This window comes from Rhodophyticola sp. CCM32 (genome assembly GCF_004751985.1).
Classification (GTDB): Bacteria; Pseudomonadota; Alphaproteobacteria; order Rhodobacterales; family Rhodobacteraceae; genus Rhodophyticola.
Genome location: NZ_CP038492.1, coordinates 2,721,306 through 2,746,628 on the forward strand (window position 1 = coordinate 2,721,306; position 25,323 = coordinate 2,746,628).

At 62.2% G+C, this 25,323-nt stretch carries 25 protein-coding genes, 1 tRNA gene and 1 pseudogene; 9 read left to right on the forward strand and 18 right to left on the reverse strand.

The annotated features are described in order from the left end of the window. Positions 1–10: 10 nt before the first annotated feature. Together E2K80_RS19320 and E2K80_RS19325 are read right to left on the reverse strand one after the other, a co-directional pair. Positions 11–523, reverse strand: a pseudogene (locus tag E2K80_RS19320) (IS630 family transposase); the annotation flags it as partial. A gap of 90 nt (positions 524–613) precedes the next feature. Then, entirely contained in the window at positions 614–931 is a 318-nt protein-coding gene (locus E2K80_RS19325) for a helix-turn-helix domain-containing protein (RefSeq protein ID WP_135373741.1), read from the reverse strand. A gap of 68 nt (positions 932–999) precedes the next feature. Here E2K80_RS19325 and E2K80_RS19160 point away from each other — a divergent pair, with 68 nt between their 5' ends. After that, complete coding sequence (locus E2K80_RS19160; RefSeq protein ID WP_168193191.1) at positions 1,000–1,140, forward strand: hypothetical protein; 141 nt, start codon at positions 1,000–1,002, stop codon at positions 1,138–1,140. 84 nt (positions 1,141–1,224) lie between these two features. Next, the gene (locus E2K80_RS19165) at positions 1,225–1,383 is read left to right on the forward strand and encodes a hypothetical protein (RefSeq protein ID WP_168193192.1); all 159 of its coding nucleotides are present in this window, start codon (positions 1,225–1,227) and stop codon (positions 1,381–1,383) included. Between the two features lie 94 nt (positions 1,384–1,477). On the opposite strand, the gene E2K80_RS13250 is transcribed toward E2K80_RS19165, so the two are convergent. Continuing rightward, positions 1,478–1,554: transfer RNA gene (locus tag E2K80_RS13250), tRNA-Met, on the reverse strand. Positions 1,555–1,727: 173 nt separating this feature from the next. Here E2K80_RS13250 and E2K80_RS13255 point away from each other — a divergent pair. Next, the gene (locus E2K80_RS13255) at positions 1,728–2,363 is read left to right on the forward strand and encodes an NAD(P)H-dependent oxidoreductase (RefSeq protein WP_135375430.1); all 636 of its coding nucleotides are present in this window, start codon (positions 1,728–1,730) and stop codon (positions 2,361–2,363) included. Further along, the gene (locus tag E2K80_RS13260; protein WP_135375431.1) at positions 2,360–3,289 is read left to right on the forward strand and encodes an isopenicillin N synthase family dioxygenase; all 930 of its coding nucleotides are present in this window, start codon (positions 2,360–2,362) and stop codon (positions 3,287–3,289) included. Before E2K80_RS13255 ends, E2K80_RS13260 begins: the two co-directional genes overlap by 4 nt. Positions 3,290–3,562: 273 nt before the next feature. On the opposite strand, the gene E2K80_RS13265 is transcribed toward E2K80_RS13260, so the two are convergent. The 11 genes from E2K80_RS13265 to E2K80_RS13315 form a co-directional block, all read right to left on the reverse strand. Beyond that, a complete protein-coding gene (locus E2K80_RS13265; protein WP_135375432.1) occupies positions 3,563–3,904 on the reverse strand; it encodes a site-specific integrase in 342 nt (113 codons plus the stop codon). A gap of 319 nt (positions 3,905–4,223) precedes the next feature. Next, a complete protein-coding gene (locus tag E2K80_RS13270) occupies positions 4,224–6,119 on the reverse strand; it encodes a beta-galactosidase (RefSeq protein ID WP_135375433.1) in 1,896 nt (631 codons plus the stop codon). Beyond that, complete coding sequence (locus tag E2K80_RS13275; RefSeq protein WP_135375434.1) at positions 6,116–6,967, reverse strand: SMP-30/gluconolactonase/LRE family protein; 852 nt, start codon at positions 6,965–6,967, stop codon at positions 6,116–6,118. The genes E2K80_RS13270 and E2K80_RS13275 overlap by 4 nt, the downstream gene beginning before the upstream one ends. Next, positions 6,964–7,569, reverse strand: a complete 606-nt coding sequence (locus tag E2K80_RS13280) for a 2-dehydro-3-deoxy-6-phosphogalactonate aldolase (RefSeq protein ID WP_135375435.1) — start codon at positions 7,567–7,569, stop codon at positions 6,964–6,966. The genes E2K80_RS13275 and E2K80_RS13280 overlap by 4 nt, the downstream gene beginning before the upstream one ends. Then, positions 7,566–8,483, reverse strand: a complete 918-nt coding sequence (locus E2K80_RS13285; RefSeq protein WP_135375436.1) for a 2-dehydro-3-deoxygalactonokinase — start codon at positions 8,481–8,483, stop codon at positions 7,566–7,568. Before E2K80_RS13285 ends, E2K80_RS13280 begins: the two co-directional genes overlap by 4 nt. Then, complete coding sequence (locus E2K80_RS13290; RefSeq protein WP_135375437.1) at positions 8,480–9,244, reverse strand: SDR family NAD(P)-dependent oxidoreductase; 765 nt, start codon at positions 9,242–9,244, stop codon at positions 8,480–8,482. The genes E2K80_RS13285 and E2K80_RS13290 overlap by 4 nt, the downstream gene beginning before the upstream one ends. Positions 9,245–9,261: 17 nt before the next feature. Beyond that, the gene (locus tag E2K80_RS13295; RefSeq protein WP_135376625.1) at positions 9,262–11,379 is read right to left on the reverse strand and encodes an alpha-galactosidase; all 2,118 of its coding nucleotides are present in this window, start codon (positions 11,377–11,379) and stop codon (positions 9,262–9,264) included. A 62-nt stretch (positions 11,380–11,441) separates the two neighbouring features. Beyond that, positions 11,442–12,290, reverse strand: coding sequence for a carbohydrate ABC transporter permease (locus E2K80_RS13300; protein ID WP_135375438.1), 849 nt, complete (start codon positions 12,288–12,290; stop codon positions 11,442–11,444). A 1-nt stretch (position 12,291) separates the two neighbouring features. Beyond that, positions 12,292–12,636 carry an MmcQ/YjbR family DNA-binding protein gene (locus tag E2K80_RS13305; protein WP_135375439.1) on the reverse strand — a complete coding sequence of 115 codons (345 nt, stop codon included), beginning with the start codon at positions 12,634–12,636 and terminating at the stop codon, positions 12,292–12,294. Further along, on the reverse strand, positions 12,636–13,568 hold the full coding sequence (locus E2K80_RS13310) for a carbohydrate ABC transporter permease (protein ID WP_135375440.1): 933 nt from the start codon (positions 13,566–13,568) through the stop codon (positions 12,636–12,638). The genes E2K80_RS13305 and E2K80_RS13310 overlap by 1 nt, the downstream gene beginning before the upstream one ends. Positions 13,569–13,717: 149 nt before the next feature. After that, complete coding sequence (locus E2K80_RS13315; RefSeq protein ID WP_135375441.1) at positions 13,718–14,983, reverse strand: ABC transporter substrate-binding protein; 1,266 nt, start codon at positions 14,981–14,983, stop codon at positions 13,718–13,720. Positions 14,984–15,113: 130 nt separating this feature from the next. Here E2K80_RS13315 and E2K80_RS13320 point away from each other — a divergent pair, with 130 nt between their 5' ends. Further along, a complete protein-coding gene (locus E2K80_RS13320) occupies positions 15,114–15,956 on the forward strand; it encodes an IclR family transcriptional regulator (RefSeq protein WP_135375442.1) in 843 nt (280 codons plus the stop codon). Between the two features lie 4 nt (positions 15,957–15,960). After that, complete coding sequence (locus tag E2K80_RS13325) at positions 15,961–17,016, forward strand: ABC transporter ATP-binding protein (protein ID WP_135375443.1); 1,056 nt, start codon at positions 15,961–15,963, stop codon at positions 17,014–17,016. Between the two features lie 24 nt (positions 17,017–17,040). Here the strand turns inward: E2K80_RS13325 and cueR are convergent, their stop codons facing one another. The 3 genes from cueR to hemC form a co-directional block, all read right to left on the reverse strand. Then, positions 17,041–17,448, reverse strand: a complete 408-nt coding sequence (gene cueR / locus E2K80_RS13330) for a Cu(I)-responsive transcriptional regulator (RefSeq protein WP_135375444.1) — start codon at positions 17,446–17,448, stop codon at positions 17,041–17,043. Continuing rightward, entirely contained in the window at positions 17,445–19,652 is a 2,208-nt protein-coding gene (locus E2K80_RS13335; RefSeq protein ID WP_210405390.1) for a heavy metal translocating P-type ATPase, read from the reverse strand. The genes cueR and E2K80_RS13335 overlap by 4 nt, the downstream gene beginning before the upstream one ends. Before the next feature lie 90 nt (positions 19,653–19,742). Then, entirely contained in the window at positions 19,743–20,690 is a 948-nt protein-coding gene (gene hemC, locus E2K80_RS13340; protein ID WP_135375446.1) for a hydroxymethylbilane synthase, read from the reverse strand. A gap of 99 nt (positions 20,691–20,789) precedes the next feature. Between hemC and hemE the strand changes: the two genes are divergently transcribed. The 3 genes from hemE to E2K80_RS13355 all read left to right on the forward strand — a co-directional run bounded on the left by hemE (position 20,790) and on the right by E2K80_RS13355 (position 24,283). After that, positions 20,790–21,821 carry a uroporphyrinogen decarboxylase gene (gene hemE, locus E2K80_RS13345; RefSeq protein WP_135375447.1) on the forward strand — a complete coding sequence of 344 codons (1,032 nt, stop codon included), beginning with the start codon at positions 20,790–20,792 and terminating at the stop codon, positions 21,819–21,821. A 125-nt stretch (positions 21,822–21,946) separates the two neighbouring features. Next, a complete protein-coding gene (locus E2K80_RS13350) occupies positions 21,947–23,119 on the forward strand; it encodes an NAD(P)/FAD-dependent oxidoreductase (protein WP_135375448.1) in 1,173 nt (390 codons plus the stop codon). A 99-nt stretch (positions 23,120–23,218) separates the two neighbouring features. Then, positions 23,219–24,283 carry a glycosyltransferase family 4 protein gene (locus E2K80_RS13355; RefSeq protein WP_135375449.1) on the forward strand — a complete coding sequence of 355 codons (1,065 nt, stop codon included), beginning with the start codon at positions 23,219–23,221 and terminating at the stop codon, positions 24,281–24,283. Positions 24,284–24,338: 55 nt separating this feature from the next. Here the strand turns inward: E2K80_RS13355 and hemF are convergent, their stop codons facing one another. After that, positions 24,339–25,220 carry an oxygen-dependent coproporphyrinogen oxidase gene (hemF, locus tag E2K80_RS13360; protein WP_135375450.1) on the reverse strand — a complete coding sequence of 294 codons (882 nt, stop codon included), beginning with the start codon at positions 25,218–25,220 and terminating at the stop codon, positions 24,339–24,341. Between the last annotated feature and the right edge of the window lie 103 nt (positions 25,221–25,323).

Sequence of the window (25,323 nt, forward strand, 5' to 3'; positions counted from 1 at the left end):
CGTATCGCAGTCAATTGGCCTCATAGCCTGCGGCTTTGAAGTAGTTGTAGCATTCTTCTTCTGAGAAGAGGTCGCAGACCTGTCCGACAGCGGCCCATAACTGGTCGTATGTTCGCGCGGTGGCTTTTCGGATCAGGGATTTCAGCTTTGAGAACGCCATCTCTATGGGGTTGAGGTCTGGGCTGTATGGCGGCAGGAACAGGAACCATGCGCCGATGCTGTGCAGAGCTTCAGCGGCGGCAGGTGCCTTGTGGCTGGAGAGGTTATCAAGAATGACAACGTCACCCTCGCGCAGGGTCGGCACCAGTTGGGTTTCGGTGTAGAGGGTGAACATCTCGCTGTTCATGGCCCCGTCGATGACCCATGGGGCGTCCAACCGATCATGGCGCAGTGCACCAATGAAGGTCTGGGTGCGCCAATGGCCGAAGGGTGCGTGATCGACCAAGCGCTGGCCATAAGGAGCCCATCCGGTTGTCTTGGCCATGTTGGTCTTGACCGAAGTCTCGTCGATGAAAGCCAGCCTGTCCAGATAGTTGGCCATGAAGGGCTATTGTCTAGCCCCCAATCTTTGGGTCATTTCTGATTAGAGTTTCTGGCACGGGTGGCCTCATGTTCAAGGCCTGATGTGGCCGCGATGCACGTCGATACCATGCGTCTCGGCCAACTCCGAGACCAGTTCATCGAGCGTGATCTCTCCTTTCCCGGCCACGCGGGCTTCGATCCAGTCAGCTACGCTCGCCAGTTTGCCGTGACCGCCACCGTTGCCTTGCGGACGTGGTGCCAGCGACCCGGTTTCGCGCCGCAGTTTGATCAAGTCGTTCACAAACCGGGGTGACACACGAAAGTGTCGTGCCGCTTCACGGTGACCGTGTCCTTCATCCACAAACGCAACAACACGTTCGCGTAACTCTATCGGATGTGGCTTGCCCATCTGTGACCCCATATCTGCCTCACACACAAGGAATCACATCATGAGCAATCTGGGAATCCTGAATCAGGATGACTGCAACACGCTTGTCTTATGATTTTCTTGGTCTCCATGCGAAAATGGAGCCGATGCGCGCGACGCCTTTCATGGCGGGCATCGGCGGTGGTTGGATCGTGACGGGCTCGGTTGTGATGAACCGTCTTAGAATGTGATCATCCACCGTCTTTGCATGAGGCCTGAACGGATACGCAGCAGCTTGCAGCTCTGCACGACAAGCATAGGACATAGCGAAGACAATGAAGGATAGCATCGGGATCGACATCTCCAAAGCGCATTTGGATGTCCATCGGATCAAGACAGGGCAGCACGCCCAATTCAACAACAATGCGTCGGGTTTTCGTGCACTCAGGAACTGGATTGGTGCGGAACGGCCAGAGGTCGTGGCGCAGCCGTGACGTACTTGTCCCATAATGCTTCCTTCCATTCCAAAGAACAGATCGCACCATCAAACTGTGGGATCAAACAACTAGGCTAAGTCGTTGAAAATAATGGTAGCGGAGGAGGGACTTGAACCCCCGACACGCGGATTATGATTCCGCTGCTCTAACCAACTGAGCTACTCCGCCAGACCGGTGGCGGTGCTAAGACAGGTGGGGCCGTCCGTCAACCTCAAAAGCAAGCGCAACCGGCGCCATCTCACCTTTCTACCGGGAAAGGATGCGGTTCCCCCTGCTTTGCGATATGAGCGGGTCAACACCACTCAGAGGTCTTCGATTAGGACACAGAAAGATTTTCCACGATGCGCGTCCTTGTTGTCTATACCCATCCGCACCCGGACAGTTTTACTGCTGCAATCCGCGACGTGGTCGTGGACGGGCTGCGCGCAGCAGGGACGGAGCTGCGGGTAAGTGACCTTTACAGGCGGGGCTTCACCCCTGTGCTGACCGGCGCGGAGCTTGAAGCCTACCCCGATCCGGCCCGCAACACACAAGCGGTTCAACAGGATATTGACGACCTTCAATGGTGCGACACGATGATCTTTATCTATCCAACCTGGTGGCACGGATTGCCCGCGATGCTGAAAGGCTGGCTTGACCGGGTGATGGTGCCGGGCGTTGCGTTCAGAATGCCCGATGGCGCAGACGCAAATATCCGCCCGGGCCTGACCAATATCACCCGGCTTGCCGTGTTCACGACCTGTGGGGCCAGTTGGTGGCTGACCCAACTGGTCGGTGCCCCGGGCAGGCGCACCTTGCTGCGTGGCCTGCGCCTGATCTGCGCCAGACGGTGCAAAACCAGTTTCACCGCCTGTTACAAGATCGACAAAGCCACATCACAAAGCCGGGCTGCACATTTGAAAAAGGTCGCGGCGAAGGTAGACTTGTTTATCGGAATTGCGGCCAGACGCGTCGCCAGATCAAAGGTGCCCTCATGATCCCCATTCTGGACTGGCAGAGATTTGCAGGCGGCGCGGATCGCGACGGGTTTGTGGCCGATCTGGGGGCGGCGGCCCGGGGTCCGGGGTTCTTTCTGCTGACAGGCCATGGCGTGGACCAAACCCTTTGCGCGGAGGTCTTCGCCCAAGCGGACCGGTTCTTTGCCCTGCCTCTGGCCGAGAAACAGAACATCTCGATCCTGAAGACACCGCATTACCGGGGCTGGGCCCATGACGGGCTGGAATCACTGGATGAAAACAGCGGCGCGGCGGATCGAAAGGAAAGCTTCAACATGGGGCTGGATCTGGCCCCCGATGATCCCCGCGTGCTGGCCAATGAGCCGTTTCGCGGGGTGAACCAATGGCCCGACCTGCACGGGTTTCGCGACACGATGCGGGCCTATTACGATGCGGCAATGACGCTTGGCACCGGGATCATGCGCGCCGTCGCGCTGGATCTGGGCCTGCCGGAGACACATTTCGACACTGCGTTGCATGACCCGCTGGCCGCGCTGCGCGTGCTGCATTACCCGCCCGGCACCGGCACCGAGGGGGAAATCGGGGCCGGGGCGCATACGGATTACGGTGCCATCACGCTTCTGATGACCGATGGCGAGGCCGGGTTGCAGGTGAAACCGCGCGGGGCTGACTGGATCGACGCACCGCATGTGGAGGGTGCCTATGTGGTCAATATCGGCGACTGCCTGATGCGCTGGACCAATGACATCTATGTGTCCACGCCGCATCGGGTGCTGCCCCCGAAACGCGCCCGCAGATCGGTGGCGTTCTTTGTGGAGGCGAACCCCGATGTGGTGGTGAAGGCCCTGCCGGGCACCGGCACACCGAAATACCCGCCTGTGCGCGCCGCCGATTATCTGATGTCCCGGCTTGACGCGACCTATAACGCGCCGGTGGCGAAGGGCTGAGCCGGTCGATAAAGCGTTTCGGATAAGCCCTGGATCGAAAAAAGCGGCCTCTCGCCTTTGGCTCGACCGCGTTTTTCGATACCATCTGTTTCAGGGTAAACCCGAAAAACTATAGTGAGGCGGCACGCCCTGCCCTTCTGCAAGGGCCCCCAGAATGCCTGACAAGAATCCCGGGATCATCCGACGCAGAGTGGTGTAAGACCGTCAGACGGTTTTAACCTTTACGTCATCAACTGACCCAAAATCGTAAAAGCCAGCAAAGCTGACCTTAGTTCAGATCGCGGCGAAAGAGGGAAAAGAGGCCAATGTGACCGGTGCTTCCGTGCGGAAATGCAGGCAGTCCTTCAGCTCGGGGCGCTTGCAGGTCGTCTCGAAGAAGAACCGCAACCCGACAAGCCGCACGTTGTAAGTCGATGGGGTGACGTTCGTGTTGACCATGTGCAGCTGGTAAGCCCGCAAGTCTTCTTCCGTCGCGGTGTCCGGCGACCTGCCAAGGAACTCTACAAAATAACGAACAGCCCGTATATGCGCCTTTTGCGAGCTCTCCCCGAGCCCTTTGATCCGCATATCTTCGATCATCCGAGCACGTAGCGGGCTCACCTTCTCCTGTGTCATTGGAACCTCCTGTCCGATTGAGAAACCTCAATCGTCAGGCAGGTCTGCAAAATTCCAAAACAGCTGGATCAGTGCCAAACACCCGCCAAGTGCGCCAATGCCGCGAGAGCGGCTTCGTCCTGGTCCCGCGCATAGATCGAACAGGGCCGCCTCTTTGAAAGTCCGGTTTGGTCGTAAGACAAGCGCCCCGCCTTGAACCTGCATCCCCAATCCTCTGTCATGCCTTCGGCGCGCGCGGGACATTAGCGATACGTCATGGCGCATGTTAAAGGCGGGGTCCTGTACAGGCCGCGAAACGGGTCACATCGACCAGCCCGCCTCAACCGCGCAGGACACCCGCAGGCGGAATCGACTGGCCTTCGAATGTCACCGCTTCCGGCCCGTGGTTGAAGACAAAGCGCGTGGGGCCGGATTGGCGGATACGAATGTCTTGCGGCAATGCAACCGTTTCCAGCCCTGAGGCAGCGGCCAGACGCTCAAGAATGCGGGCCAGATACGCCGGATCGGGCCAGCCGCCCAGATATTGCACCGGGCCTGCACGCAGCAAAACAGGGGCACCCGCCGCATCGCGATCCAGCACCTCGGCCTGCCCCTCCAGATGTTCCCGCCACAATCTGACCGCACCGCCACCCTCAACAGCCACCGGCATATCCGGGCGCAGGGTCTCCACCCGCGCCACCACAGCGGAGAGACCAGAGATTGCCGGGGGCAAAGGCACGGGGATCGCATAGTTTGCGGTTTTTGACCCGAAGCGCGGGCCGAACAGGGCCTGCGCACCCGAGCCCGCAATCGCATCGACCAGCCCCTCCGGCGGCATTTCCAGCCCCGGCGCGAGGATCATCCGGTATCCGGTGAAATCACGCCTATCCGGCGGCAGGATATCGACGGACAGGCCCAGTTTCCTGAGCCCGCGATAGATCTCGAACACCAGCCGGAAATAATCGCACCCCTTGCCCTGGGGCTGCACCTCCCAGGACCAGGCGGCCTGATAATCGAAAATCAGCGCCACGGGGGACCGGGCCTGCTCCACCTCCGGGGCCTGGGCCAGTTCTGCCGCGACACGTGCCGCCTCGGCATATCCCGCAGCCTCGGCACTGTCCGGGCGCAACAGGCCCGCATGCATCTGTTCCTGGGCAAAAGGCGCCTGCCGCCAGCGGAAATAGCACACCGCCTCCGCCCCGTGGGCAAAAGCCTCCCACGTCCAGAACCGGGCCATGCCGGGCAGGGGCGCGGGGTTGTGCGGGGCCCAGTTCACCGGGCCGGGTTGCTGTTCCATCACCCACCAGCGGCCATGGCCCACGCTGCGGTAAAGATCATGGTGAAACGCCTGAAAATCCGGATCCCCCTGACAGGCATAGCGGCGTTTATGCTCTGCGGTCGCCTCCAGCCGGTCCTCCAGAAAACCAAGCGGATAACTGTCCCAGGTGGCGATCTGCATTTCCGCGCCGGTCGCGAAATGATCGAATTCGGTGATCCGGCCCATATAGTTATGGCTGATCGGCGCATCAGACCGAGCGCGGATCACCTCCACCTGTGCCGCGTTGAACCGCACAACCTGATCCGAACAGAAGCGCCGGAAATCCATCACATGGGACGGGTTCGGTTCCGTCACGGTCAGGTTCGGCAGGTCGATCTGGTCAAAATCCGTGTAGTCCATCGACCAGAACACATTGCCCCAGACCCGGTTCAGCGCATCCGCCGTGCCATAGCGGTCAGCCAGCCAGATACGAAATGCGTCACGGGCGGCATCGGAATAGGAAATCACCGTGTCATGGCAGCCATATTCATTATCGGTCTGCCAGGCGCCAAGGGCGGGATGCTGGCCATAACGTTCGGCCAGGGCGGTGGTGATCCGCACCGCTTCATCGCGATAGCCGTCATGGGAAAAACAGTAATGCCGACGGGAGCCGAAGCCGCGCGGCCGTCCTTGCGCATCAAGGGCCAGCATGTCGGGATATCTGTCCAGCATCCAGCGCGGCGGCGTGGCGGTGGGCGTGCCCAGAACGACGCGCAGGCCCGCCGCACCCAATACCTCAAACGCCCGGTCCAGCCAGTCGAACTGCATATCGCCGGGCGCGGGTTCCAGACGGCTCCATGCAAACTCGCCGATCCGCACCCATGTCAGACCCAGATCGGCCATGCGCCTGGCATCTTCGGCCCAGATATCCTCGGGCCAGTGCTCGGGATAATAGCAGGTGCCGAGGGTGCGTTTCATAAGATGACCCGGGCTTCGTCCTGTCCCACAAGATCGGTATCGGTGACAAAGGTCATGCCGGCCTGCGGATGCGCCGCCCGCTGGTCTGCCGAAAACCCTTCGCGCGCGGTGGTGATATGCAGCCTGCCACCGCCAAACGCCGGGCAGGATACCTGCTCGACCGGCAGCGGGATCTCCTCCAGAAACCGGCCCGACGGGTCATAGACCGCCACCCGCCATGATCCCCATTCGGCGCAGACAAACCGCCCGTCACGATCCACCACCGCGCCATCGGGGTTCCGCCCGGTCTCCCGATGGTCGAGATAGATTTCGGGCGTGCCCACGGGCCAGCCCTGCCCGTCCAGCACCTGCCGCCAGACGATCCGTTCTGCCGTATCGGTGAAATAGGCATGCGCCCCGCCCGGCGCAAAGCAGATCGCATTCGGGATGGTGATCCTGTCATAAAGGCGCCGCAGCTCCCCCCGGTAGTAGCGATAGATCGCCCCGGCTTCAGGCTCGGCCTGTTTGCCCATCGTGCCGATCCAGAACCCGCCATGCGGGTCCGCGCGCCCGTCATTGGAGCGGGTGGCGGCATTCTCCGCGTCCAGCGGCACCAAATGGTCCTGCGCACCGGTGGTGATGTCGAAGCAGAACAGATCGGTCTCGCTGGCCATCAGCAGCACATGGTCATCCACCCAGCCCGCGGCCGAGACATAGCGGTCAAACAGCCATTCCTGCCGGGTCTCCCCGGGTTTGGTGAACAGGCGCTTGCCCAGAATATCGAACCAGAACAACTGCTCCAGCCGCGGATGCCACAAGGGCCCTTCGCCCAGCTCATTGCTGCGGGTGTCGAAAACCCCGGCGCTCATGCCACGGCCTCATCATAGGCCGCCACAATCTCGACCGCGCGGACGGTGACATCGGCCAGGCTCAACCCCGGGGTATAGATGCCCGTGCCCAGGCCAAACCCGTCGGCGCTGGCCGCGACCCACTGGGCGAAATTCTGCGGCCCCACGCCGCCGACCATATAGACCTGCGTGCCCGGGGGCAGCACCGCACGGATCGCCTTCAGCCCCTCAACCCCCAGCAGATTGCTTGGGAAGATCTTCAGCCCGTCGGCCCCACCTTTCAAAGCGGCAAAACATTCCGAAGGTGTCAGCACACCGGGAAAGCTCTGCATGCCTGCCGCCTTGGTGGCCGCCACCACCTCGGCATCGAAATTCGGCGAGACGATCAGACGCCCGCCCGCACCGGCCACATGGGCCACATCCTGCCGGGTCAGCACCGTGCCCGCGCCGATCAGGGCCTGATCGCCAAAGCTTTGCGCCATGATCGCGATACTGTCGAGCGGATCGGGAGAGTTCAGCGGCACCTCGATCCGGTCGATCCCGGCCTCGATCAGGGCCTCGGCAATCGGGGCGGCCTCGGGCGGGGTGATCCCGCGCAGAATGGCAATCAGGGGGCGGCTCATGAAATTGTCTCCGATATGGTGGCATAGGCCCGGCCCAGACCCATCAATGTCAAAGGTCCGGCATCCAGAACCCGCGTGTCAACGCCCTGCGCGCCAAGCGCCTGACTGTATAGTGCCGTCAGCCCGGGCGCGCCCGCCACCACCACCTGCTGGCCCAGCCAGTAGGGCCGGGCGGCGGCAAGCTCTGCCCCGATCAGCGCACCGGATAATCTGGCTCGGGCAGCCTGGGGGGTTAGGCCCTGCAATATCCCTTCGGCGCGGATCGAAAACAGGCGCTGCGCCATCTTTTCGGGGCGCGAGATTGCATCACTCACGGTCTCTGCAAATACGGTCTCATCGGTGCCGTCAGCTGCAATACCGTGGCGCAGAACGCTGTGCTCGGACAAAAACTGGAACATCTCTCCGGTCATGAAGGTCTGGAAGCTGACCACCTCGCCCGCGCTGATATGGACCCATTTTGTATGGGTGCCGGGCAGGCATACCACCCCGTCAAAGGAGGGCTCTTCTACAAGAAAACCGGAGATCTGGGTTTCTTCCCCGCGCATCACATCCACCGGGCTGGCCTGACTGACACCGGGCATGATGAACAGGCGGATACGGGCATCCTGCGTGGGCACGGCCATGGGGCGCAACGCGGTCGGGGTGCAGGGCGTGGTTTCATAGGGAACCTCGGCCCAGCCCTGACGGGACCCCACCATGCCGCAGGCCATGACCGGCTGTATGCCCGTCCCCAGCCAGGGTTCGATCAACTGCAACAGCGCGGGTTCAAACCCGTCACGGTCCAGCCCGCCCATCCCTTCGTCAGAGGCCGCCCGCGCCCGCACTGTTCCATCCCGGCCCATCGCCCAGACCCGCAAGCGCGAGGTGCCCCAATCGACAGCAATCCAGTCCGCATATGTGGTTTCTGCGCTCATCCCGGAAACACCACGCCGCCATCAATAACCAGCACCTGACCGGTCATCATCCGGCTGCTTTCCGAGGCCAGAAACAGGGTGCCGTCCAGAATATCCGCAGGGCTAAGGTGCTCTTTGAGGCATTGTTTGCTCATATGGTCGGCCAGGTCCTCGGGGTTGGCCCACATCTCAAGTTGCTTTTCGGTCAGAACCCAGCCAGGCATCAGTGCATTGACGCGGATCTTGTCGGGCCCGAATTCCCGCGCCAGGCTGCGGGTCATGGCGGTGATCCCGCCATTGGCCGTGGCATAAGACGGATAGCCCGCATTGGCCATCATGTAGGACACGGATGAGAAATTCACGATCGAGCCACCACCGGCGGCCTGCATGCCTTCCATCACCGCCTGACAGGCAAAGAAATAGGCTTTGAGGTTGATCGCCTGCGACCAGTCCCAGAAATCCTCGGTCACTTCCCCGGTGGTGTGACGCTTGTCATTGGCTGCGTTGTTGACCAGCACCGTCACCGGACCATGGGCCTCGGCAGCCTCGGCGATACAGGCTTTCAGCCGGGGAATATCGGTGATGTCGCAGGGCATGAACAAGGGCCGGTTGCCGGTCTCCTGTTCCATCCGCGTGGCAAAACCGGACGCGTCGGAGCGCTGGACAAAAGCCACCCGCGCGCCCTGCCGCAAAAACCCCTCGGTCAGGGTCGCGCCAATGCCCGACCCGCCACCGGTGATGAAAACCGAGGCTCCTTTCAGGTCAGGGAATTGGGCCGTCATAGATGTCGTATCAGATGTCACAGGCGTTCTCCTTCGATCACCCAAATGGTTTCGGGGAAATTCCACGGCAGGACCAGACCATGATGCATCAGCCAGGCGCCTGAAACCTCAATAGTCTCGGTCTTCAAAATCGGTGTGCCCCGGCTGAGCGCGGGGCTATCGGCCCGGTTCAGCACGGTGATGCGATACCGCGCCTGCGGGTCAAGCGCGGTCAGCCGCAGCGGCCGGGGAGAGATCTGGGCCGAGGTTGCGGCTTTGCCCGCGAAAACCACAAACCGGTCCCCCTCCCGGGTCATCTGCTGTTCGGCCAGAACAGCGGGGTCGGCACTGTCGAGGCGGAGGATATCGGCGCCTTCCATCCAGATGCGGTTGTCTTTCCACCAGGCGGTGACCTGTTGCAGCACATGCGCCTCGCGCGGGTCCAGTTCGCGGGGGTCCATCTCGAACCCCATATGCCGCTGCGCCGCGACCCAGGCCCGGAACGAGATATCCAGACTGCGCCCCGATGTATGGCAGCGCCGCGGCCCCACATGGGACCCGGTCACCGCCATCGGCAGGAACAGCGCCGCGTCATGCTGAATGCGCAGCCGTTCCAGCGCGTCATTGCTGTCGCTCAGCCAGACCCGCTGCGTCCGGTGCAGAATGCCGAAATCAATCCGCCCGCCGCCCGAGGCGCAGCTTTCGATCTCGACCAGCGGGAAGGCCCGGCGCAGCCGGTCGATCAGCGCATAGGACCCCCGGGTCTGATCCGCATCGGGCATCGGCAGAACCCGGTTATGATCCCATTTGATATAGTCGATCTCATGGCCCGACAGGATCGCGGCCATCCGGTCATAGATGAAATCACGCACCCCGGGCAGCGCCATGTTCAGGGCTTTTTGCTGACGCCCCAGGGTCTGGTCCTCGCCACCCAGCGCCCAATCGGGATGGGCCCGGTGGATATCGCTGTCAGGGTTGATCATCTCGGGCTCGAACCAGATGCCAAAGCTCATCCCCAGCCCGTGAACATAGTCGATCAGCGGGTCCAGCCCTTCGGGGTATTTGCGGGCATCCACCTTCCAGTCCGACAGGCTGCGGGTGTCATCATCGCGCTGCCCGAACCAGCCATCATCCAGCACAAACCGTTCCGCGCCAAGGGCGGCGGCCCGGGTGGCGATGTCTTTGAGAACCGGCAGGGAATGATCGAAATAAACCGCCTCCCAGCAATTGTAATGCACGGGCCGGGGTTTGCCGGGCCGGGGCCAGCTCACGATCCGGTCGCGCAGATGCCGCTGGAATGCCACCGCACAGCCGTTCAGACCGGTGGCGGAATAGGTGATATAAAGCGGCGCGGTTTCATAACGGGTGGCGGGTTTCATCTCCATCCGCGCGGCATGGCCGAATTGCACCTGACGGCGGCCATCGGGCAGTTCTTCGGCAATCATCTTATGCCCGCCGGACCAGCCGTAATGAAAACCATAAGCCTCCCCGCCGGTATTGGTGCAGCCGGTGCAGGGGATGATCAGACCGGGGAAATGTTCATGCCCGGTGCGCCCGGTGCGGTTCTCGCGATAGCGCAGGCCCGGCGACCAGGCGGTGCGGTTCAGCTGAAACTCCCCGCACCAGCGGCCCGAGACGTCGATCATCTCGCCACTGTGCTGGGGCGCGGGCAGAACCGGGGCGGCCAGCCAATGCAGATGAACCGGCCTGTCAGAGTCCAGCCGCGAGGTTGCGGTGATGATACGGGTGTCGGGATCAGCGGCAAAGCGGATTGTCAGGGTCAGCCCGTTATCCACATCGCCATAGGTCAGGATCAGGTGTTGGCCATCGCCCTCTTCCGCCTCGAAACAGAATTTCGGCAGCAGTTGCATGCCATCGCCCGCCCGAAGGATCAGACCGGGCTGGCCCGGGAAGCTGCGCACCGCTTCGGGGCAAAGCGACAGATCGGGGTTTTCATCCAGCATGCCGCCGGTCACGTCGATCCCATGGGCCGCGTGCAGCGTGGTCAGGTCTTCATCACCTGGCAGCGGCGCGCCCCAATACACAACCTGCGGCAGGCGATCCCCGGTTGCGGCAAGCACCAGGGTCTGCCGACCGCCATCATCCAGCCGCCAACACCGCGTTTCGGGGTGCCCGTGCGGCACGCCCGCGCCCATGGCAGAGGACGCCGACAGCGTTTCCGCAGGTGTAACAGATCGCTTCATCCCAACCTTGCCCGTTACTTCACTGCACCCAGGGTCAGCCCGGCAATAAAGTGTTTCTGCATTGCAAAGAACATCGCCACCGGCGGAATGGCGGCCACGATGCTGCCGGCGCTCATCAGGTGATACATCGCCCGGTATTGCGCATTGAAACTGGTGATCCCGGCGGTGACCGGCTGGCTTTCAGGGCTTTGGGTCAGCACGACGGCCCAGAAATAATCATTCCAGATAAAGGTGAAGATCAGCACCGCCAGCGCCGCGATGGCCGGGCGCATCAGGGGCAGAACCACATACCAGAAAATCCGCCACTCGCTGACGCCTTCGACCCGCGCGGCCTCGATCAACTCCCGTGGCAGGGCGCGGATGAAATTGCGCATGAACAGGGTGCAGAACCCGGTCTGGAACGCGATATGGAACAGAACCAGACCGATGCGGGTATCATAAAGCCCCATATCCAGCGTCAGATCCCGGACCGGCACCATCAAAATCTGGAACGGCACGAAATTGCCGGCCACAAACATGAAGAAGATCAGAAGATTGCCCTTGAAGCGGTACACCCCAAGCGCGAACCCGGTCATGCAGGACAGGGCCACAGCCCCCACAACCGTGGGTGCGGTGATCATCACCGAATTCCACAGATAGCGCGGCATGTCGCTGCCGGTGAAGACCAGAAGGTAATTCGCGATCCCTTCAAAGCTTGATGGCCAGCCCCAGTAATTGCCGGTGGTGAAATCGGCACCCGGCTTGATCGAGAACCACATCACCGCCAGAAGCGGCAGCAACCACATGAACATCGCCAGCGGCAGCAGCGATTGATAGGTCAGCTGCCAGGAGCGGGAGGTCTTTTCTATCGGGGTGGGAAACATGTCAGTCCTCCGTCCGGGCGGGCAGCGCGTTGCGCAATTTGGCGGGCAGGCCCTTGCGGACCAGATCATAGGACACCTGAATGCGGTGGCGCAGTTCGCCCTCGGCCACATCCTCGGGCAGGCGGACCCAGCTTTTGTGGAAATACCGCGCCACGGTGGCGACACCGGCGTCAATCAGCATCGCGGCGGTCTCTGTATCCGGGGTTTTGACCGACACGCCGGGCGTGTTGTCCCCGAAACAGGCAAACATCTTGCCGCCAACCTTCCATGAGCGCAGTTCGTCCGCGCCATCGGCAAACACAGCCCCGGGCAGGGCGGCGGCAATCGGTGCGACACGGGCCAGCATCACACGCCTTTCTCATCGCGGTACATCTTCCACAGGAAGAAGGCGATATAGACCATCATGATCATGAACAGCACCACCGCGATGGCCGAGCCATAGCCCATGCGGAACCCGAATTCGCTCAGCGCCACGTCCCACATGTAGAAGGCCAGCACACTGGTCGAATAAAAACCCGGCCCGCCATCGGTCATGATCGAGATCAGGTCGAAAGACCGCAGCGCGCCGATGATGGTGACCACAAAGGCAATGAAGGTTGCAGGGCGCAATTGCGGCAACACCACATACCACAGCATTCTTGCACCCTTGGCCCCGTCCAGCCGCCCGGCCTCCACCTGTTCGGGATCCACCGCGTTCAGCCCGGTGAGATACAGGATCATGCAATAGGCCGTCTGCGGCCAGAGGCCCGCGGCGATAATGCCATAGGTGGCATAACGCGTGTCGCCAAGGATGTTGACCGGGCCAAGGCCTACCACGCCCAGCACCTCGTTGATCATCCCGAAAGTGGGGTCATAAAACCATGTGAAGACCAGGCCAACCACCACCTGGCTGATCACGAATGGAAAGAAGAACAGCGATTTATAAAGCCGTATCCCGGTGACCGTCTGGTTCAGGAACAGCGCAATCAGCAAGCCGCCGGGGATCGCCAGAAGATACAGAACCAGCCAGATCGCGTTGTTTTTCAGCGAGGTCCAGAAATCCGGGTCTGTGTAAAGATCGCGGTAATTCTCCAGCCCGACATAAAGGGCGGTGCTTGATCCGTCCGGCCGGTCCAGCCCGTTCCATTCAAAGAAAGATATCTGGAAGCTCTGGAAAATCGGAACGATCACATAGACCGCGAAGAACAACAGCCCCGGCAGCAGAAACAGCCAGGGCGCGATGGCCTGCTGGCGGAACCGGCGGGGCGGGGCGGGTATCTCTGTTATGGTGCTGGTCATCGGATTGCCCTTGGTCAGGGGGCGCAGAACCTGACCAAAGGGTCAGGCGCGCCGCAAGCGGTGCGCCCGCCGGTCAGAAACCGGCGGGCGACGAGGATATGGGAGGCGCGCGCGGGCCGTTCTGCGGCCTGCCCGTGCCCCTGATTGACTCAATAGAACCGCTGACGGGCCTGTTCCAGACGGTCCAGCACCGTATCCAGCGAGGAGGGATCGACCATGAAGGTCTGGAACCCCTGCATCGCCACCTGCGCCATTTCCGCCGGGGCATCGCGGTCAAAGAACTGCGCGATACCGCCCGGGCTGTTCTGGCTCAACATCTCGAACCCGGCATTCAGGAACTCGTCATCATCCACCGATGAGGCCGCGTTCACCGGCAATTGGCCCAGCCCGTCGCCGCCATTGATCAGGGTCTGATTGTCCGCCGAGGTCACGAACAGCAGGAAGGCCCGCGCCGCATCCACATTCGTCGCGCCGGACGGGATATGGAATGTGTCGGTCGGGGCATCTTCGGCCATCTCAACCGAGGCGTCGATCTGCGGGAACTGATAGAACCCAAGCTGATCATCGCTCAGCCCCGCTTCGCGCAGCGGGGCAACGGCGAAATTGCCCATCAGATAGGCGGCCGCCTCGCCATTGACCATGAAGGGCAGGGCCTCCTGCCAGCTATAGGTCTGGTGGTTGTCAAGGAAGGCGCCCATGTCGATCAGCTGCTGCCAGTTGGCAAAGGTCGCGCGGACACGGTCATCGGTCCATGCGATCTCTCCATTGGTCAGCGCCATATGGAAATCATAGCCGTTGGTGCGCATGTTCACATAGTCGAACCAGCCGCCCGCGGTCCACAGGAACTTGGTCCCGATGGTATAGCAGGCGCGGCCGCTGTCGATGATCGCCTGGCAGTTGGAAATCTCTTCCTCCCAGGTCGTGGGGGCTTCCAAACCCAATTCGGCAAAGATGTCCTCGCGGTAATAAACGCCCCACTGGTAATAGGTGTAGGGCACGCCATAGATACCATCGCCAATCGTCATCGACGCCTGGGTCGAGGCCAGCGCCTCTGTCAGACCACCTTCTTCCCAGAGATCCGAGATATCGGTGAAAAGCCCGGCTTCCACATAGGGCAGCATCCGGTTGCCCGCATACCAGTTCGCCACGTCGGGCGGATTGGCTTGCAGGAAGTTTCTGATCTGGGTCTTGTAGGCTTCCCGATCAATGATCGTCAGTTCGATGCTCAGATCCGGGTGCATGGCGCCAAACCGCTCAACCATGCCTTCCATCACTGCGCGGGGCGCAGGGTTGGACATGTCCGAGAATATGACAAGATCGCCCGAAAGCGCTGCATGGCCATCGGCGAATGCCGCGCCAGACAGAAGGGTCGCCGCAGACAGTGCCGCCGCGCCGGTTGTAAAGATAGACCGCATAATTTCCTCCCGAGGTTGTTCCATTATATGAAACTTGGTTTCTTATATTGAAATCATAACGCGACTCGGCTTAGGGTTGTCAACAGTTTCCTCCGCACCGGCAGAGTGTATTTCAAGGATGGAGGAACTGATGGGAGGACATGTTTTGGGATCAGCCGCGGAAAGACCCGGCGACAAACCCGGTGACGGTACGGTGGGCAAGGCGCTTGGCATTCTGGATGAGGTGGCACAGTTTGGCCGTCCGGTCCGGTTTGGCGAAATGCTGGCACAAAGCCCCTATCCCAAGGCCACGCTTTACCGTTTCCTGCAAACGCTGACCAACCAGCGCATGCTGACCTATGAACCGGAACGCCAGACCTATGCGCTTGGCATTCGCCTTGTGCGCCTGGCCCATGCGGCCTGGCAAACCTCGTCCCTGGCGCCGATCGCCCGGCCCCATCTTGATCGGTTGAGCAAGGCAATCGGCGAAACCGTGCATCTGGCACAGCTTGACGCGGCACAGGTTCTTTATGTCGACAAACGCAACGCGCATGAACCGATCCCGATGTATTCCCAGGCCGGCAAGGTCGGCCCCGCCTATTGCACCGGTGTCGGCAAGGCGATGATCGCGTTTTTGCCCCAGGCTGATCTGGCGCCGATTCTGGCCCAGCAATCCTATCATCAATTCACCCATAACACCCTTGGCTCCGAGGCAGCGCTGTGTACCGAACTGGCGCGCATCCGGTCCCGGGGCTATGCTTTTGACCGGGAAGAGCATGAGCCGGGCATCATTTGCGTCGCGGTGCCCATCCTGACGGAAAACGGCCGGATCATGGGCGCCTTATCGGTCACATCCTCGACCGAACGTACAAGTCTGGATGCGCTGGAACGGCATGTGCCGGTGATCAAGCGCACTGCAAAATCAATCGCGGAGGAAGCGCAAAGCTGGCGTTTTCCCGATGCTGACAACACACAAGAAATCGGGAGGGGTTAAGCCCATGTCAGGCGTCACACTCAGCAATGTGGTGAAGAAATACGGCGATGTTCAGGTGATCCACGGGGTCGATCTGCAAATCGAGCATGGCGATTTCTGCGTTTTTGTCGGCCCGTCCGGCTGCGGGAAATCCACACTTCTCAGGATGGTCGCGGGGCTGGAGGAAACCACCGGCGGCAAGATCGAGATCGGCACCCGCGATGTGACCCATATGGACCCGGCTGAACGTGGTGTGGCGATGGTGTTTCAGACCTATGCGCTCTACCCGCATATGAGCGTGGCCGAGAATATGGGTTTTGGTCTGAAGATGAACGGCCACCCCAGGGAAGAGATCAAAAAGAAGGTGGCCGAGGCCTCCCGCGTTCTGAAACTGGATGAGTATCTGGGCCGCAAGCCCAAGGCGCTGTCGGGCGGTCAACGCCAGCGGGTGGCGATTGGCCGGGCGATTGTGCGCGGGCCGGAGGTGTTTCTGTTTGACGAACCGTTGTCAAATCTCGATGCCGAGCTTCGGGTTGAAATGCGCGTCGAGATTGCCCGTCTGCATCAGGAAATCGGCGCCACGATGATCTATGTGACCCATGATCAGGTCGAGGCGATGACCCTGGCCGACAAGATCGTGGTGCTGCGCGCGGGTGTCATCGAACAGGCGGGCCGCCCGCTGGATCTGTATAATGACCCGGACAATCAGTTTGTGGCCGGTTTCATCGGTTCGCCTGCGATGAATTTCTTCCCCAGTCAGGCCGCCGGTGATGTGATCACGGTTCCCGGTCTCAGCGGGGCGGAAATGACGCCGGGGCTTTCGGCGCTTCCCGCCGGACCCGTGACCGTGGGCCTGCGCCCCCAGCATTTGACCGTTGTTGAAGGCGACAGCCACCGCGTGGATCTGAGCGAACAACTGGGCGGTGTGGCCTATCACTACCTGACCGCAACGGACGGTACCCGCATTATCGTGGAAGCCCATGATCAGATCGCACCGGCCCCCGGCAGCGCAGTGGGGCTCAGCTTTGATGCCGAAGCGCCGCTGTTCTTCGATGCAAAGACCGGCCTGCGGCTGCGATAAGTCCGGCTCCAGCCTCTCTAACCGCTATCCTGAATCCTGCGGCGCATCTTCCTCGGCCAGATCGCGCAGAATAGGGCAGTCGGGGCGGTCATCGCCCGCGCAGGCCGCCACCAGATCTGACAGCGTGTCGCGCATCGCGGCCAGTTCCGCCATCTTTTCTTCGATCCCGGCCAGATGCGCCCCGGCGATGCGTTTCACATCCGCACTGGCCCGACTTCGGTCCTCATAAAGCGCCAGCAGCACCCTGCAATCCTCAATCGAAAAGCCCAGACCCCGGGCGCGGCCCAGAAAGGCCAGTTTATGGGCATGCACTTCGGTAAAATGGCGATACCCGTTGGCACTGCGCTGCGGCCGGATCAGGCCGATCTCTTCATAATAGCGGATCGTTTTGGCGGGCAATCCGGTGCGTTCTGCCACATCGCCGATATTCATGGCGCAGCCATCCGTCTGAGCCGCAGCGCATTCATCACCACCAGAACCGAACTGGCAGCCATTGCCCCTCCGGCCAGCATCGGCGACAGAACCGGCCCGCCGAACAGGGCCAGCAGACCGGCGGCCACCGGGATCAGGGCCAGATTATAGCCAAAGGCCCAGGCCAGATTCTGCGCGATATTCCGCATTGTCCGGCGGCTGACCTCGATCGCCGTGACCACCGCCGAGGGCGCGCCCGAGATCAGCACCACATCCGCCGCCTCGATCGCCACATCCGTGCCCGAGCCAAGCGCCACACCCACATCCGCCGCCGCCAGAACCGGCGCGTCATTGATGCCGTCACCGACAAAGGCCACCCGCAGCCCGTCGGCCTGCCAGGCCTTGACCTGCGCCAGCTTCGCCTCCGGCATCAGGCGCGGCAGGGCCTCTGCAATGCCCAGATTGCGCGCAACATCTGCCACCGGGCCGCTGGCATCGCCGGATAACAGGGCCACGCGTTTGCCCGCATCCGTCAATGCCGCAACGGTTTTCGCCGCATCCGGTTTCACCGGGTCGGACAGGGCAACCGCGCCCAGATAGACCGTGTCACGGGCCACATGCACAAGGGTTTCGGCCCCGCTGCCCGCCACCTCCGGCACCCGACATCCAGTCTCTGCCAGAAACGCCTCTGTCCCGACGCGTATTGTCGCCCCGTCCAGATCGGCCCGGACACCGGCACCGGTCTCGGCGCGGAACCCGGTGACCGGTGCAATGGTCAGGCCCCGCGCTTCGGCCTCCGCCATAATCGCCTGTCCCAGTGGATGTTCCGACTGCGCCTCAACCGCAGCGGCCAAAGCAAGAAGCGCGTTTTCCGATCCCTCAACCGGTGCGATCCGCGTCACTGCGGGGGCGCCTTTGGTCAGCGTGCCGGTTTTGTCGAACGCCACCAGATCGACACGCCCCAGGCGTTGCAGCGCGTCTCCCTTGCGGAACAGAACCCCCAGCTCCGCCGCCCGGCCCGTGCCCGCCATGATCGAAACCGGTGTGGCCAGCCCCATGGCACAGGGGCAGGCGATGATCAGAACCGACACGCCGATCACCAGCGCCATCACCGGGTCCGCCCCGAAGATCAGCCAACCACCCGCCGCCGCACCCGCGATCAGCAGCACCAGAGGCACAAACACGCCCGTCACCCGGTTGATCAGGCTTTGTATCGGCAGCCGGGTCGCCTGCGCGGTTTCGACCATGCGCACGATCTGCGCCAGAACCGTATCGGCCCCCACATGGGTTGCGCGATAGACCAGCGCCCCGGTTCCGTTCAGCGTGCCGCCGGTCACCACATCCCCCGGCGCTTTCGACACGGGCAGGGGTTCTCCGCTGATCATCGCCTCGTCCACATGGCTTTCGCCTTGGATCACAACACCGTCCACGGCCACCCGCTCCCCCGGGAACAGGCGCAGCTCATCGCCCTGGCAGATCGCGGCAACGGGAACGCTGGTGCCATTGGCCCGCGTCGCCATATCGGGGCGCAGCCCGATCAATGCCTGAATGGCACTGCCCGCCTGCCCACGGGCACGGGCCTCCAGAAACCGGCCCAGAAGGATCAGGGTGACGATCACCGCCGCCGCCTCGAAATAGACAAAGCGCGAGGTCGCCGGGATCAGCCCCGGCAGAAAGGTCACCATTGTGGAAAACACCCAGGCCGCGCCGGTGCCCAGAACCACAAGGCTGTTCATCTCAGGCGTGCCCCGCAACAGCGCGGGCACCCCATGGCGAAAGAACACCCGGCCCGGCCCGGCCAGCACAGCCGTGGTCAGCAGGAATTGCATCAGATGCAGCGGAAACAGTCCAAAGCTGCGCATCAGCCAGTGATGAAAGGGCGGGTATAGATGGCTCCCCATCTCGATAATGAACACCGGCAGGGTCAGCATTGCCGCAATGACAAACCGGCGCCACATCGGGGCGGTCTCATCCTCTGGGGTCTGTGGCACCGCTTCGGCCACCGGCATCATAGGGAAACCCGCAGCCTTCATCCCCGCCTGCAAAGCGGGCAGATCAAGCGGATCATCAGCGGTGATCTCTGCCAGACGGGTGGCGAGATTCACATACGCGCCTGTCACGCCCGGCATGGCCTGCAAGGCAGCCTCGGCGCGCAGCACGCAACTCCCGCAGGAGAGGTTTTCGACCGAAAACCGGGCGCGTATCATTGTCTTATCCATGGGCATCAACAAGGTTTCCTGACAGGTTGCGCCCCAGATAAGGCTTCCAGTAACAGGAAGGTCAAGGCCATGAGGAAGCATCGCATTGGGCCGGCCTTATGTGATCCAGTCAAAAAACCCTTCACCCGCTGCCGCGCGCAACCGGGCGGCCATCTCAACGCCCAGCCTTGCACCGTCTTCCACAGGCGCGCTCGCATCCTCTGCCCGCAGATCGGACCCGTCGGGGCGCAAAATCTCCCCGCGCAGACGCAATGTTCCGCCGTCAAGCTCCGCCAGCCCGGCAATCGGCGTTTCGCAGGACCCGTCCAACCCCGCCAGAAACGCCCGTTCCGCCGCCAGCCGCTGCCCTGTCGGCCGGTGATGAATGGCCTCAAGCATCATCGCGGCACGCCTGTCATCCGCACGCCTCTCGATCCCGATGGCGCCCTGCGCCACTGCGGGCAGCATATCCTCAACCGCAATCGCGGATACCGCCACATCCTCCATCCCCAGACGCCGCAATCCGGCCATGGCCAGAAAAGTCGCCTCCGCCAGCCCGTCGCCCAGCTTTGTCATCCGCGTCTGCACATTGCCCCGGAATTCCACAACCTCCAGATCCGGCCGCCGCGCCATCAGTTGCGCCCGGCGCCTGAGCGATGAGGTGCCGACCCGCGCGCCCGGTGCCAGATCGGCCAGCGCATCATGGGTCAGCGAAACAAAGGCGTCGCGCACATCCTCGCGCGGCAGATAGGTCTCCAGCAGCAGCCCCCCGGGCTGCGCCACCGGCATATCCTTCATCGAATGAACCGCGATGTCGATCGCGCCTGACAACAAATCTTCTTCGATCTCTTTGGTGAACAACCCCTTGCCGCCGATCTCTTTCAAAGGCCGGTCCAGCACCTTGTCGCCCGTGGTCTTGATCACCACGATCTCAAATGCTGCATGCGGCAGATCAAACGCCTCTGCCAGACGCTGCCTAGCCTCGCGCGCCTGGGCCAGCGCCAGCGGCGATCCACGGGTGCCGATCTTCAACGGGGCTGCGGGGGAGGGGAACCGGGGCGTCATTTCCTCTTCCTACATGCGTCACCCTGCCCTGACAACGGGGCCCGGCTTGACACTTGGCGCCCCCGGTTGGACGGTGCGCCAACACAAAGGATCGGGCCCATGGCGCAGACCAAAAAACTCCTCCGCAGCCTGGCCGGAGAAACCCTGCCAACACCACCCGTCTGGATGATGCGGCAGGCGGGCCGCTATCTGCCGGAATACCGCGCAACACGGGCCCGGGCAGGGGATTTCCTGTCGCTTTGCTACAATTCCGATCTGGCAGCCGAGGTCACATTGCAACCGATCCGCCGCTACGGGTTCGATGCCGCGATCCTGTTTGCCGATATCCTGCTGCTGCCGCAGGCGCTTGGGGCCGATGTCTGGTTTGTCACCGGCGAAGGCCCGCGCCTGTCCACGATCACCGGGGCCGAGGGTCTGACGCGGCTGAAAGGCAAGGACGATATCCATGATCATCTGGCGCCGATCTATGACACGCTGCGCATCCTGACCCGGGAGTTGCCATCGCACACCACGCTGATCGGCTTCGCGGGCGCACCCTGGACCGTTGCCACCTATATGATTGCCGGGCGCGGCACGCCTGATCAGGGTCCGGCCCACGCCCTGAAAACCGCAGATCGCACAATTTTCGAGGCCCTGATCGACCTGCTGACAGAAGCCAGTATCGAATACCTCTCGATGCAGGTCATGGCTGGCGCGGAAGTGATCAAGCTCTTCGATTCATGGGCCGGGTCGCTGAATGGCGAGGATTTTGCCAAATACGCCCTCGCGCCTGCCAAACGCATCATCTCGGAACTGAAAGCGCGCCACCCCGGCCTGCCGGTCATCGCCTTCCCGCGCCAGGCGGGTGAGGCCTATATCGGCTTTGCCAAAGAGACCGGCGCCGATGGGCTGGCGATAGATGCGGCGGTTGATCCCCACTGGGCCGCCCGGCATCTGCAACCCGATGGCTGCGTTCAGGGCAATCTTGACCCGAAACATATGGTCACCGGCGGCCCGGCCCTGGTGGAGGAAACCCGCGCCATCGTCGCGGCACTGAAAACCGGGCCGCATATCTTCAATCTGGGCCATGGCATCACCCCCGATGCCGACCCGGACAATGTGCATCGCATGCTGGAGGCGATCCGTGGCTGAGCCAGAACACCAAACCCGTTGATGGACCCGATGAACAGACCCCTGATATATCTTCCCCCGCCCCTTCTTCTTGTTCCAAATACGCCCGCCGGAGGCGGACCCGAGACCTGCAAAAGGCGTGACAGATGACAGATCATTTTGACATCGCCGTTATCGGGCGTGGCCTGATGGGCAGCGCCTGCGCCCGGCATCTGGCGGAAACCGGGGTCAGAACCGCCCTGATCGGCCCCGATGAACCGCCCGATCCCGGCGCCTGTCAGGGGCCCTTCGGCAGCCATCATGATCAGGGCCGGATCACACGCCATCTGGCTCATGACGCGGATTGGTCCCGCCTGTCTTCCCGATCCATCGCCCGGTATGGCGCGCTGGAGGCGGAAAGCGGCCTGAATATTTTCACCCCCTGCGGCGGCATGATATCAGGGCCCGAAACCGGGCCGGGCAGCGATGTGATCCATCATGTTCTGGATGTGGCCAAGGCCCTTGCCACCCCCCATGACCGGCTTGACGCTGCGGCCCTGCCCGACCGCTTCCCGTTCTTCCGTTTCGCCCCCGGCCATCTGGCCGCGTGGGAGGCGGATGGCGGCTATATCAACCCCCGCGCCCTGCGGGATGCCGAAGGCATACTGGCCGCGCGCGCCGGGGCACAGATCATCCGCCAGGCCGTGACCGGATTACAATCCGGGACATTGCAGCTTGCGGATGGCACCACGTTCACGGCGGGTCATGTGGTGATGGCCACCGGGGGCTATGCGGCCACCAATGGCCTTCTGCTCGCCCGCCCGAAAATGCGGGTCTATGCCCGCACCATTGTCTTTGCCGAGGTGGATGAGACTGAGGCCACCCGGCTGGCCCATATGCCCAGCCTGATCTTCTTTCCCCAAAACGGCACATATGACCTCTATCTGCTGCCCCCGATCCGCTATCCCGACGGGAAATTATACATCAAGATCGGTGGCGAGACTGACAGCCCGCGCCTGACCGATGATGCGCAGATGACGGCATGGTTTCACAGCGACGGCAATGCCGAAGCGGGTGCAAAACTCCTTGGCCATCTGCGCGATCTGATGCCCGATCTGGCGATCCGCTCCACCCATACAGGCGCCTGTGTCGTCAGTTTCACCGACACCGGCTATCCTTATGTCGCGCGTCTGTCGGATCACCTGACACTGCTGACCGGTGGCAACGGGGCCGGGGCCAAATGCTGTGATGAACTGGGGCGTCTGGGGGCAAAAACGGCGCTTGGGGACGGGTTTGCATCCGAAGGCTATGACACGGATTTCCATGCCGTTCTTGCGTGAGCCACGGCAGGACGCTAGAGCAGACCCTGCCTGTATCGCCCCGTTTGCACCGCCTTCAACCGGGAACATGGCCAGCCGAAACCGCCACAGGCACCGGAAATGACACCCTATCGCGACCCTTCCAGCCTTGACGTACTGGCCCCGAATTTCAAACGCCGCCTGTCCGGGGTGACCGCAACGGTTGTGCGTCTGGTGCCGTTGCAGGCGAAACACATCGCGATTGCCGCCATTGCCCCCGCCCTGCCCGATCATGTGCCGCAGATCCGCCGCCGCGACCTGCTGACCCTGTCGCGCAGCGGCCCGTCGGGCCCCCGGGTCTGGCATGCGCGGCGCAATTCGGAAATGCTGGCCGGGCTGATCCTGAAACATCTGTTCCGCAAACGGCTGAAACTGCTGTTCACCTCTGCCTCCCAGCGCTGGCATACGAGGTATTCCAAAGCCCTGATCGCCCGGATGGACCGGGTCATTGCCACCTCGCAGAAAAGCGCGGGCTATCTGCAACGCCCGGCCACCGTAATCCGGCACGGGATTGATACAGACAGCTTTACGCTCCCCGCTGACCGCGCCGCCGCCAAAACCGCACTTGGCCTGCCGCCCGGGCCGCTGATTGGCTGTTTCGGGCGGATCCGGGCCCAGAAAGGCACGGATGTCTTTGTTGATGCGATGTGCAACCTGCTGCGCGACCAACCGGAAGCGGTGGCCATCGTCATGGGCCGCGCGACCGGGAAACATCAGGAGTTTGAACGCAGGCTTAAGGCGCAGGTGCAGGCGGCGGGCCTGTCGGATCGCCTGCTGTTTCTGCCCGAGGTTCCGGTGCATGACATGGCGCGCTGGTATCAGGCGCTGGATCTCTTTATCGCCCCGCAGAGATGGGAGGGGTTTGGCCTGACACCGCTGGAGGCCATGGCCTGCGGCGTGCCCGTCATCGCCACCAAAGTCGGCGCGTTCGAGGAACTGGTTCTGCCCGGCGAAACCGGCGCCCTGCTCGACCCCGGCGACATCTCTGCCATGACCCGCGCCGTCGCCCATCTGCTGGACGACCCGGCCGAGATGGCCCGCCAGTCACAAAACGCACGGACCCATGTCGTGACGCATTTCCAGATCGACGGTGAAGCACAGGCGATCATCGCGGTCTATCGGGACCTGCTGGCCACGCCCGGGTAAAACGACCGACCGGCATTCTGCGACATGCCAGGAAAGACCGGAGTGTATCGCGCGCTCACGTCCATTTCGCAATCGGCGGCAGGCTCATCAGCACGGCATCCGGGTCATGCCCTGTCTCCAGCCCGAATTTCGTACCCCGGTCATAGATCAGATTATACTCGGCATAGAGGCCGCGATGGACCAGTTGCACCTCGCGATCGGCATCGGTGAACGGCTCGTGCCGGCGGGCCTCGACACATCCCAGAAAGGCGGGCAGGAACGCCCGGCCCACATCCTGGGTAAAGGCGAAATCCGCCTCCCAGTCGCCACTGTTCAGATCATCATAGAAAATCCCGCCAACGCCCCGGGCGCGCCCGCGATGGGGGATGAAGAAATACTCATCCGCCCAGTCCCTGAAGCGCGGGTAATATTCCGGCTGATGGCGGTCGCAATGGGCTTTCAGCACCGCGTAAAACCGGGCGGTATCTTCGGGATATTCAATTGCCGGGTTCAGATCTGCGCCGCCACCGAACCACCAGGCATGCGGGGTCCAGAACATCCGTGTGTTCATATGGACGGCAGGCACATGCGGGTTCTGCATATGCGCCACCAAAGAGATGCCGGAGGCCCAGAACCGCGGGTCCTGTTTCAGCCCGGACAGAACCTTGCGCGCCGCCATCGCCTGCACGGCACGCGCACCCAGAGAGCCATAAACGGTGGAGACATTGACACCGACCTTTTCAAAAACCCTGCCACCGCGCAAAACGCTCATCAAACCGCCACCGGCATCGCTGTCGTCTTCCGAGGCGCGGGTGGTTTCCGTCACATCGAACCTGCCCGGTTCACCCTGCCCGTCCTGGGTCTCCTCCAACCCTTCGAAAGCGGTCACGATCATATCGCGCAAACTGCGGAACCATGCAGAGGCCCGGGTTTTGCGATCATCAAATATGTCTGTCATTTGGGTCTTTCGCGGATTTTTCGGGACCGTAACAGGAAGCAGGGGCCAAGGTCACGCGACCGATTGACGGGGTTCTGATCCAGATATGGGGGTTGGGTGGTCA

What these genes read in the sequence shown, in the direction of transcription:
- E2K80_RS19325 (WP_135373741.1), bottom strand. Translation starts at nt 931, where the DNA reads ATGGGCAAGCCACATCCGATAGAGTTACGCGAACGTGTTGTTGCGTTT.
- E2K80_RS19160 (WP_168193191.1), top strand. Translation starts at nt 1,000, where the DNA reads ATGACTGCAACACGCTTGTCTTATGATTTTCTTGGTCTCCATGCGAAA.
- E2K80_RS19165 (WP_168193192.1), top strand. Translation starts at nt 1,225, where the DNA reads ATGAAGGATAGCATCGGGATCGACATCTCCAAAGCGCATTTGGATGTC.
- E2K80_RS13255 (WP_135375430.1), top strand. Translation starts at nt 1,728, where the DNA reads ATGCGCGTCCTTGTTGTCTATACCCATCCGCACCCGGACAGTTTTACT.
- E2K80_RS13260 (WP_135375431.1), top strand. Translation starts at nt 2,360, where the DNA reads ATGATCCCCATTCTGGACTGGCAGAGATTTGCAGGCGGCGCGGATCGC.
- E2K80_RS13265 (WP_135375432.1), bottom strand. Translation starts at nt 3,904, where the DNA reads ATGACACAGGAGAAGGTGAGCCCGCTACGTGCTCGGATGATCGAAGAT.
- E2K80_RS13270 (WP_135375433.1), bottom strand. Translation starts at nt 6,119, where the DNA reads ATGAAACGCACCCTCGGCACCTGCTATTATCCCGAGCACTGGCCCGAG.
- E2K80_RS13275 (WP_135375434.1), bottom strand. Translation starts at nt 6,967, where the DNA reads ATGAGCGCCGGGGTTTTCGACACCCGCAGCAATGAGCTGGGCGAAGGG.
- E2K80_RS13280 (WP_135375435.1), bottom strand. Translation starts at nt 7,569, where the DNA reads ATGAGCCGCCCCCTGATTGCCATTCTGCGCGGGATCACCCCGCCCGAG.
- E2K80_RS13285 (WP_135375436.1), bottom strand. Translation starts at nt 8,483, where the DNA reads ATGAGCGCAGAAACCACATATGCGGACTGGATTGCTGTCGATTGGGGC.
- E2K80_RS13290 (WP_135375437.1), bottom strand. Translation starts at nt 9,244, where the DNA reads ATGACGGCCCAATTCCCTGACCTGAAAGGAGCCTCGGTTTTCATCACC.
- E2K80_RS13295 (WP_135376625.1), bottom strand. Translation starts at nt 11,379, where the DNA reads ATGGGCGCGGGCGTGCCGCACGGGCACCCCGAAACGCGGTGTTGGCGG.
- E2K80_RS13300 (WP_135375438.1), bottom strand. Translation starts at nt 12,290, where the DNA reads ATGTTTCCCACCCCGATAGAAAAGACCTCCCGCTCCTGGCAGCTGACC.
- E2K80_RS13305 (WP_135375439.1), bottom strand. Translation starts at nt 12,636, where the DNA reads ATGCTGGCCCGTGTCGCACCGATTGCCGCCGCCCTGCCCGGGGCTGTG.
- E2K80_RS13310 (WP_135375440.1), bottom strand. Translation starts at nt 13,568, where the DNA reads ATGACCAGCACCATAACAGAGATACCCGCCCCGCCCCGCCGGTTCCGC.
- E2K80_RS13315 (WP_135375441.1), bottom strand. Translation starts at nt 14,983, where the DNA reads ATGCGGTCTATCTTTACAACCGGCGCGGCGGCACTGTCTGCGGCGACC.
- E2K80_RS13320 (WP_135375442.1), top strand. Translation starts at nt 15,114, where the DNA reads ATGGGAGGACATGTTTTGGGATCAGCCGCGGAAAGACCCGGCGACAAA.
- E2K80_RS13325 (WP_135375443.1), top strand. Translation starts at nt 15,961, where the DNA reads ATGTCAGGCGTCACACTCAGCAATGTGGTGAAGAAATACGGCGATGTT.
- cueR (WP_135375444.1), bottom strand. Translation starts at nt 17,448, where the DNA reads ATGAATATCGGCGATGTGGCAGAACGCACCGGATTGCCCGCCAAAACG.
- E2K80_RS13335 (WP_210405390.1), bottom strand. Translation starts at nt 19,652, where the DNA reads ATGCCCATGGATAAGACAATGATACGCGCCCGGTTTTCGGTCGAAAAC.
- hemC (WP_135375446.1), bottom strand. Translation starts at nt 20,690, where the DNA reads ATGACGCCCCGGTTCCCCTCCCCCGCAGCCCCGTTGAAGATCGGCACC.
- hemE (WP_135375447.1), top strand. Translation starts at nt 20,790, where the DNA reads ATGGCGCAGACCAAAAAACTCCTCCGCAGCCTGGCCGGAGAAACCCTG.
- E2K80_RS13350 (WP_135375448.1), top strand. Translation starts at nt 21,947, where the DNA reads ATGACAGATCATTTTGACATCGCCGTTATCGGGCGTGGCCTGATGGGC.
- E2K80_RS13355 (WP_135375449.1), top strand. Translation starts at nt 23,219, where the DNA reads ATGACACCCTATCGCGACCCTTCCAGCCTTGACGTACTGGCCCCGAAT.
- hemF (WP_135375450.1), bottom strand. Translation starts at nt 25,220, where the DNA reads ATGACAGACATATTTGATGATCGCAAAACCCGGGCCTCTGCATGGTTC.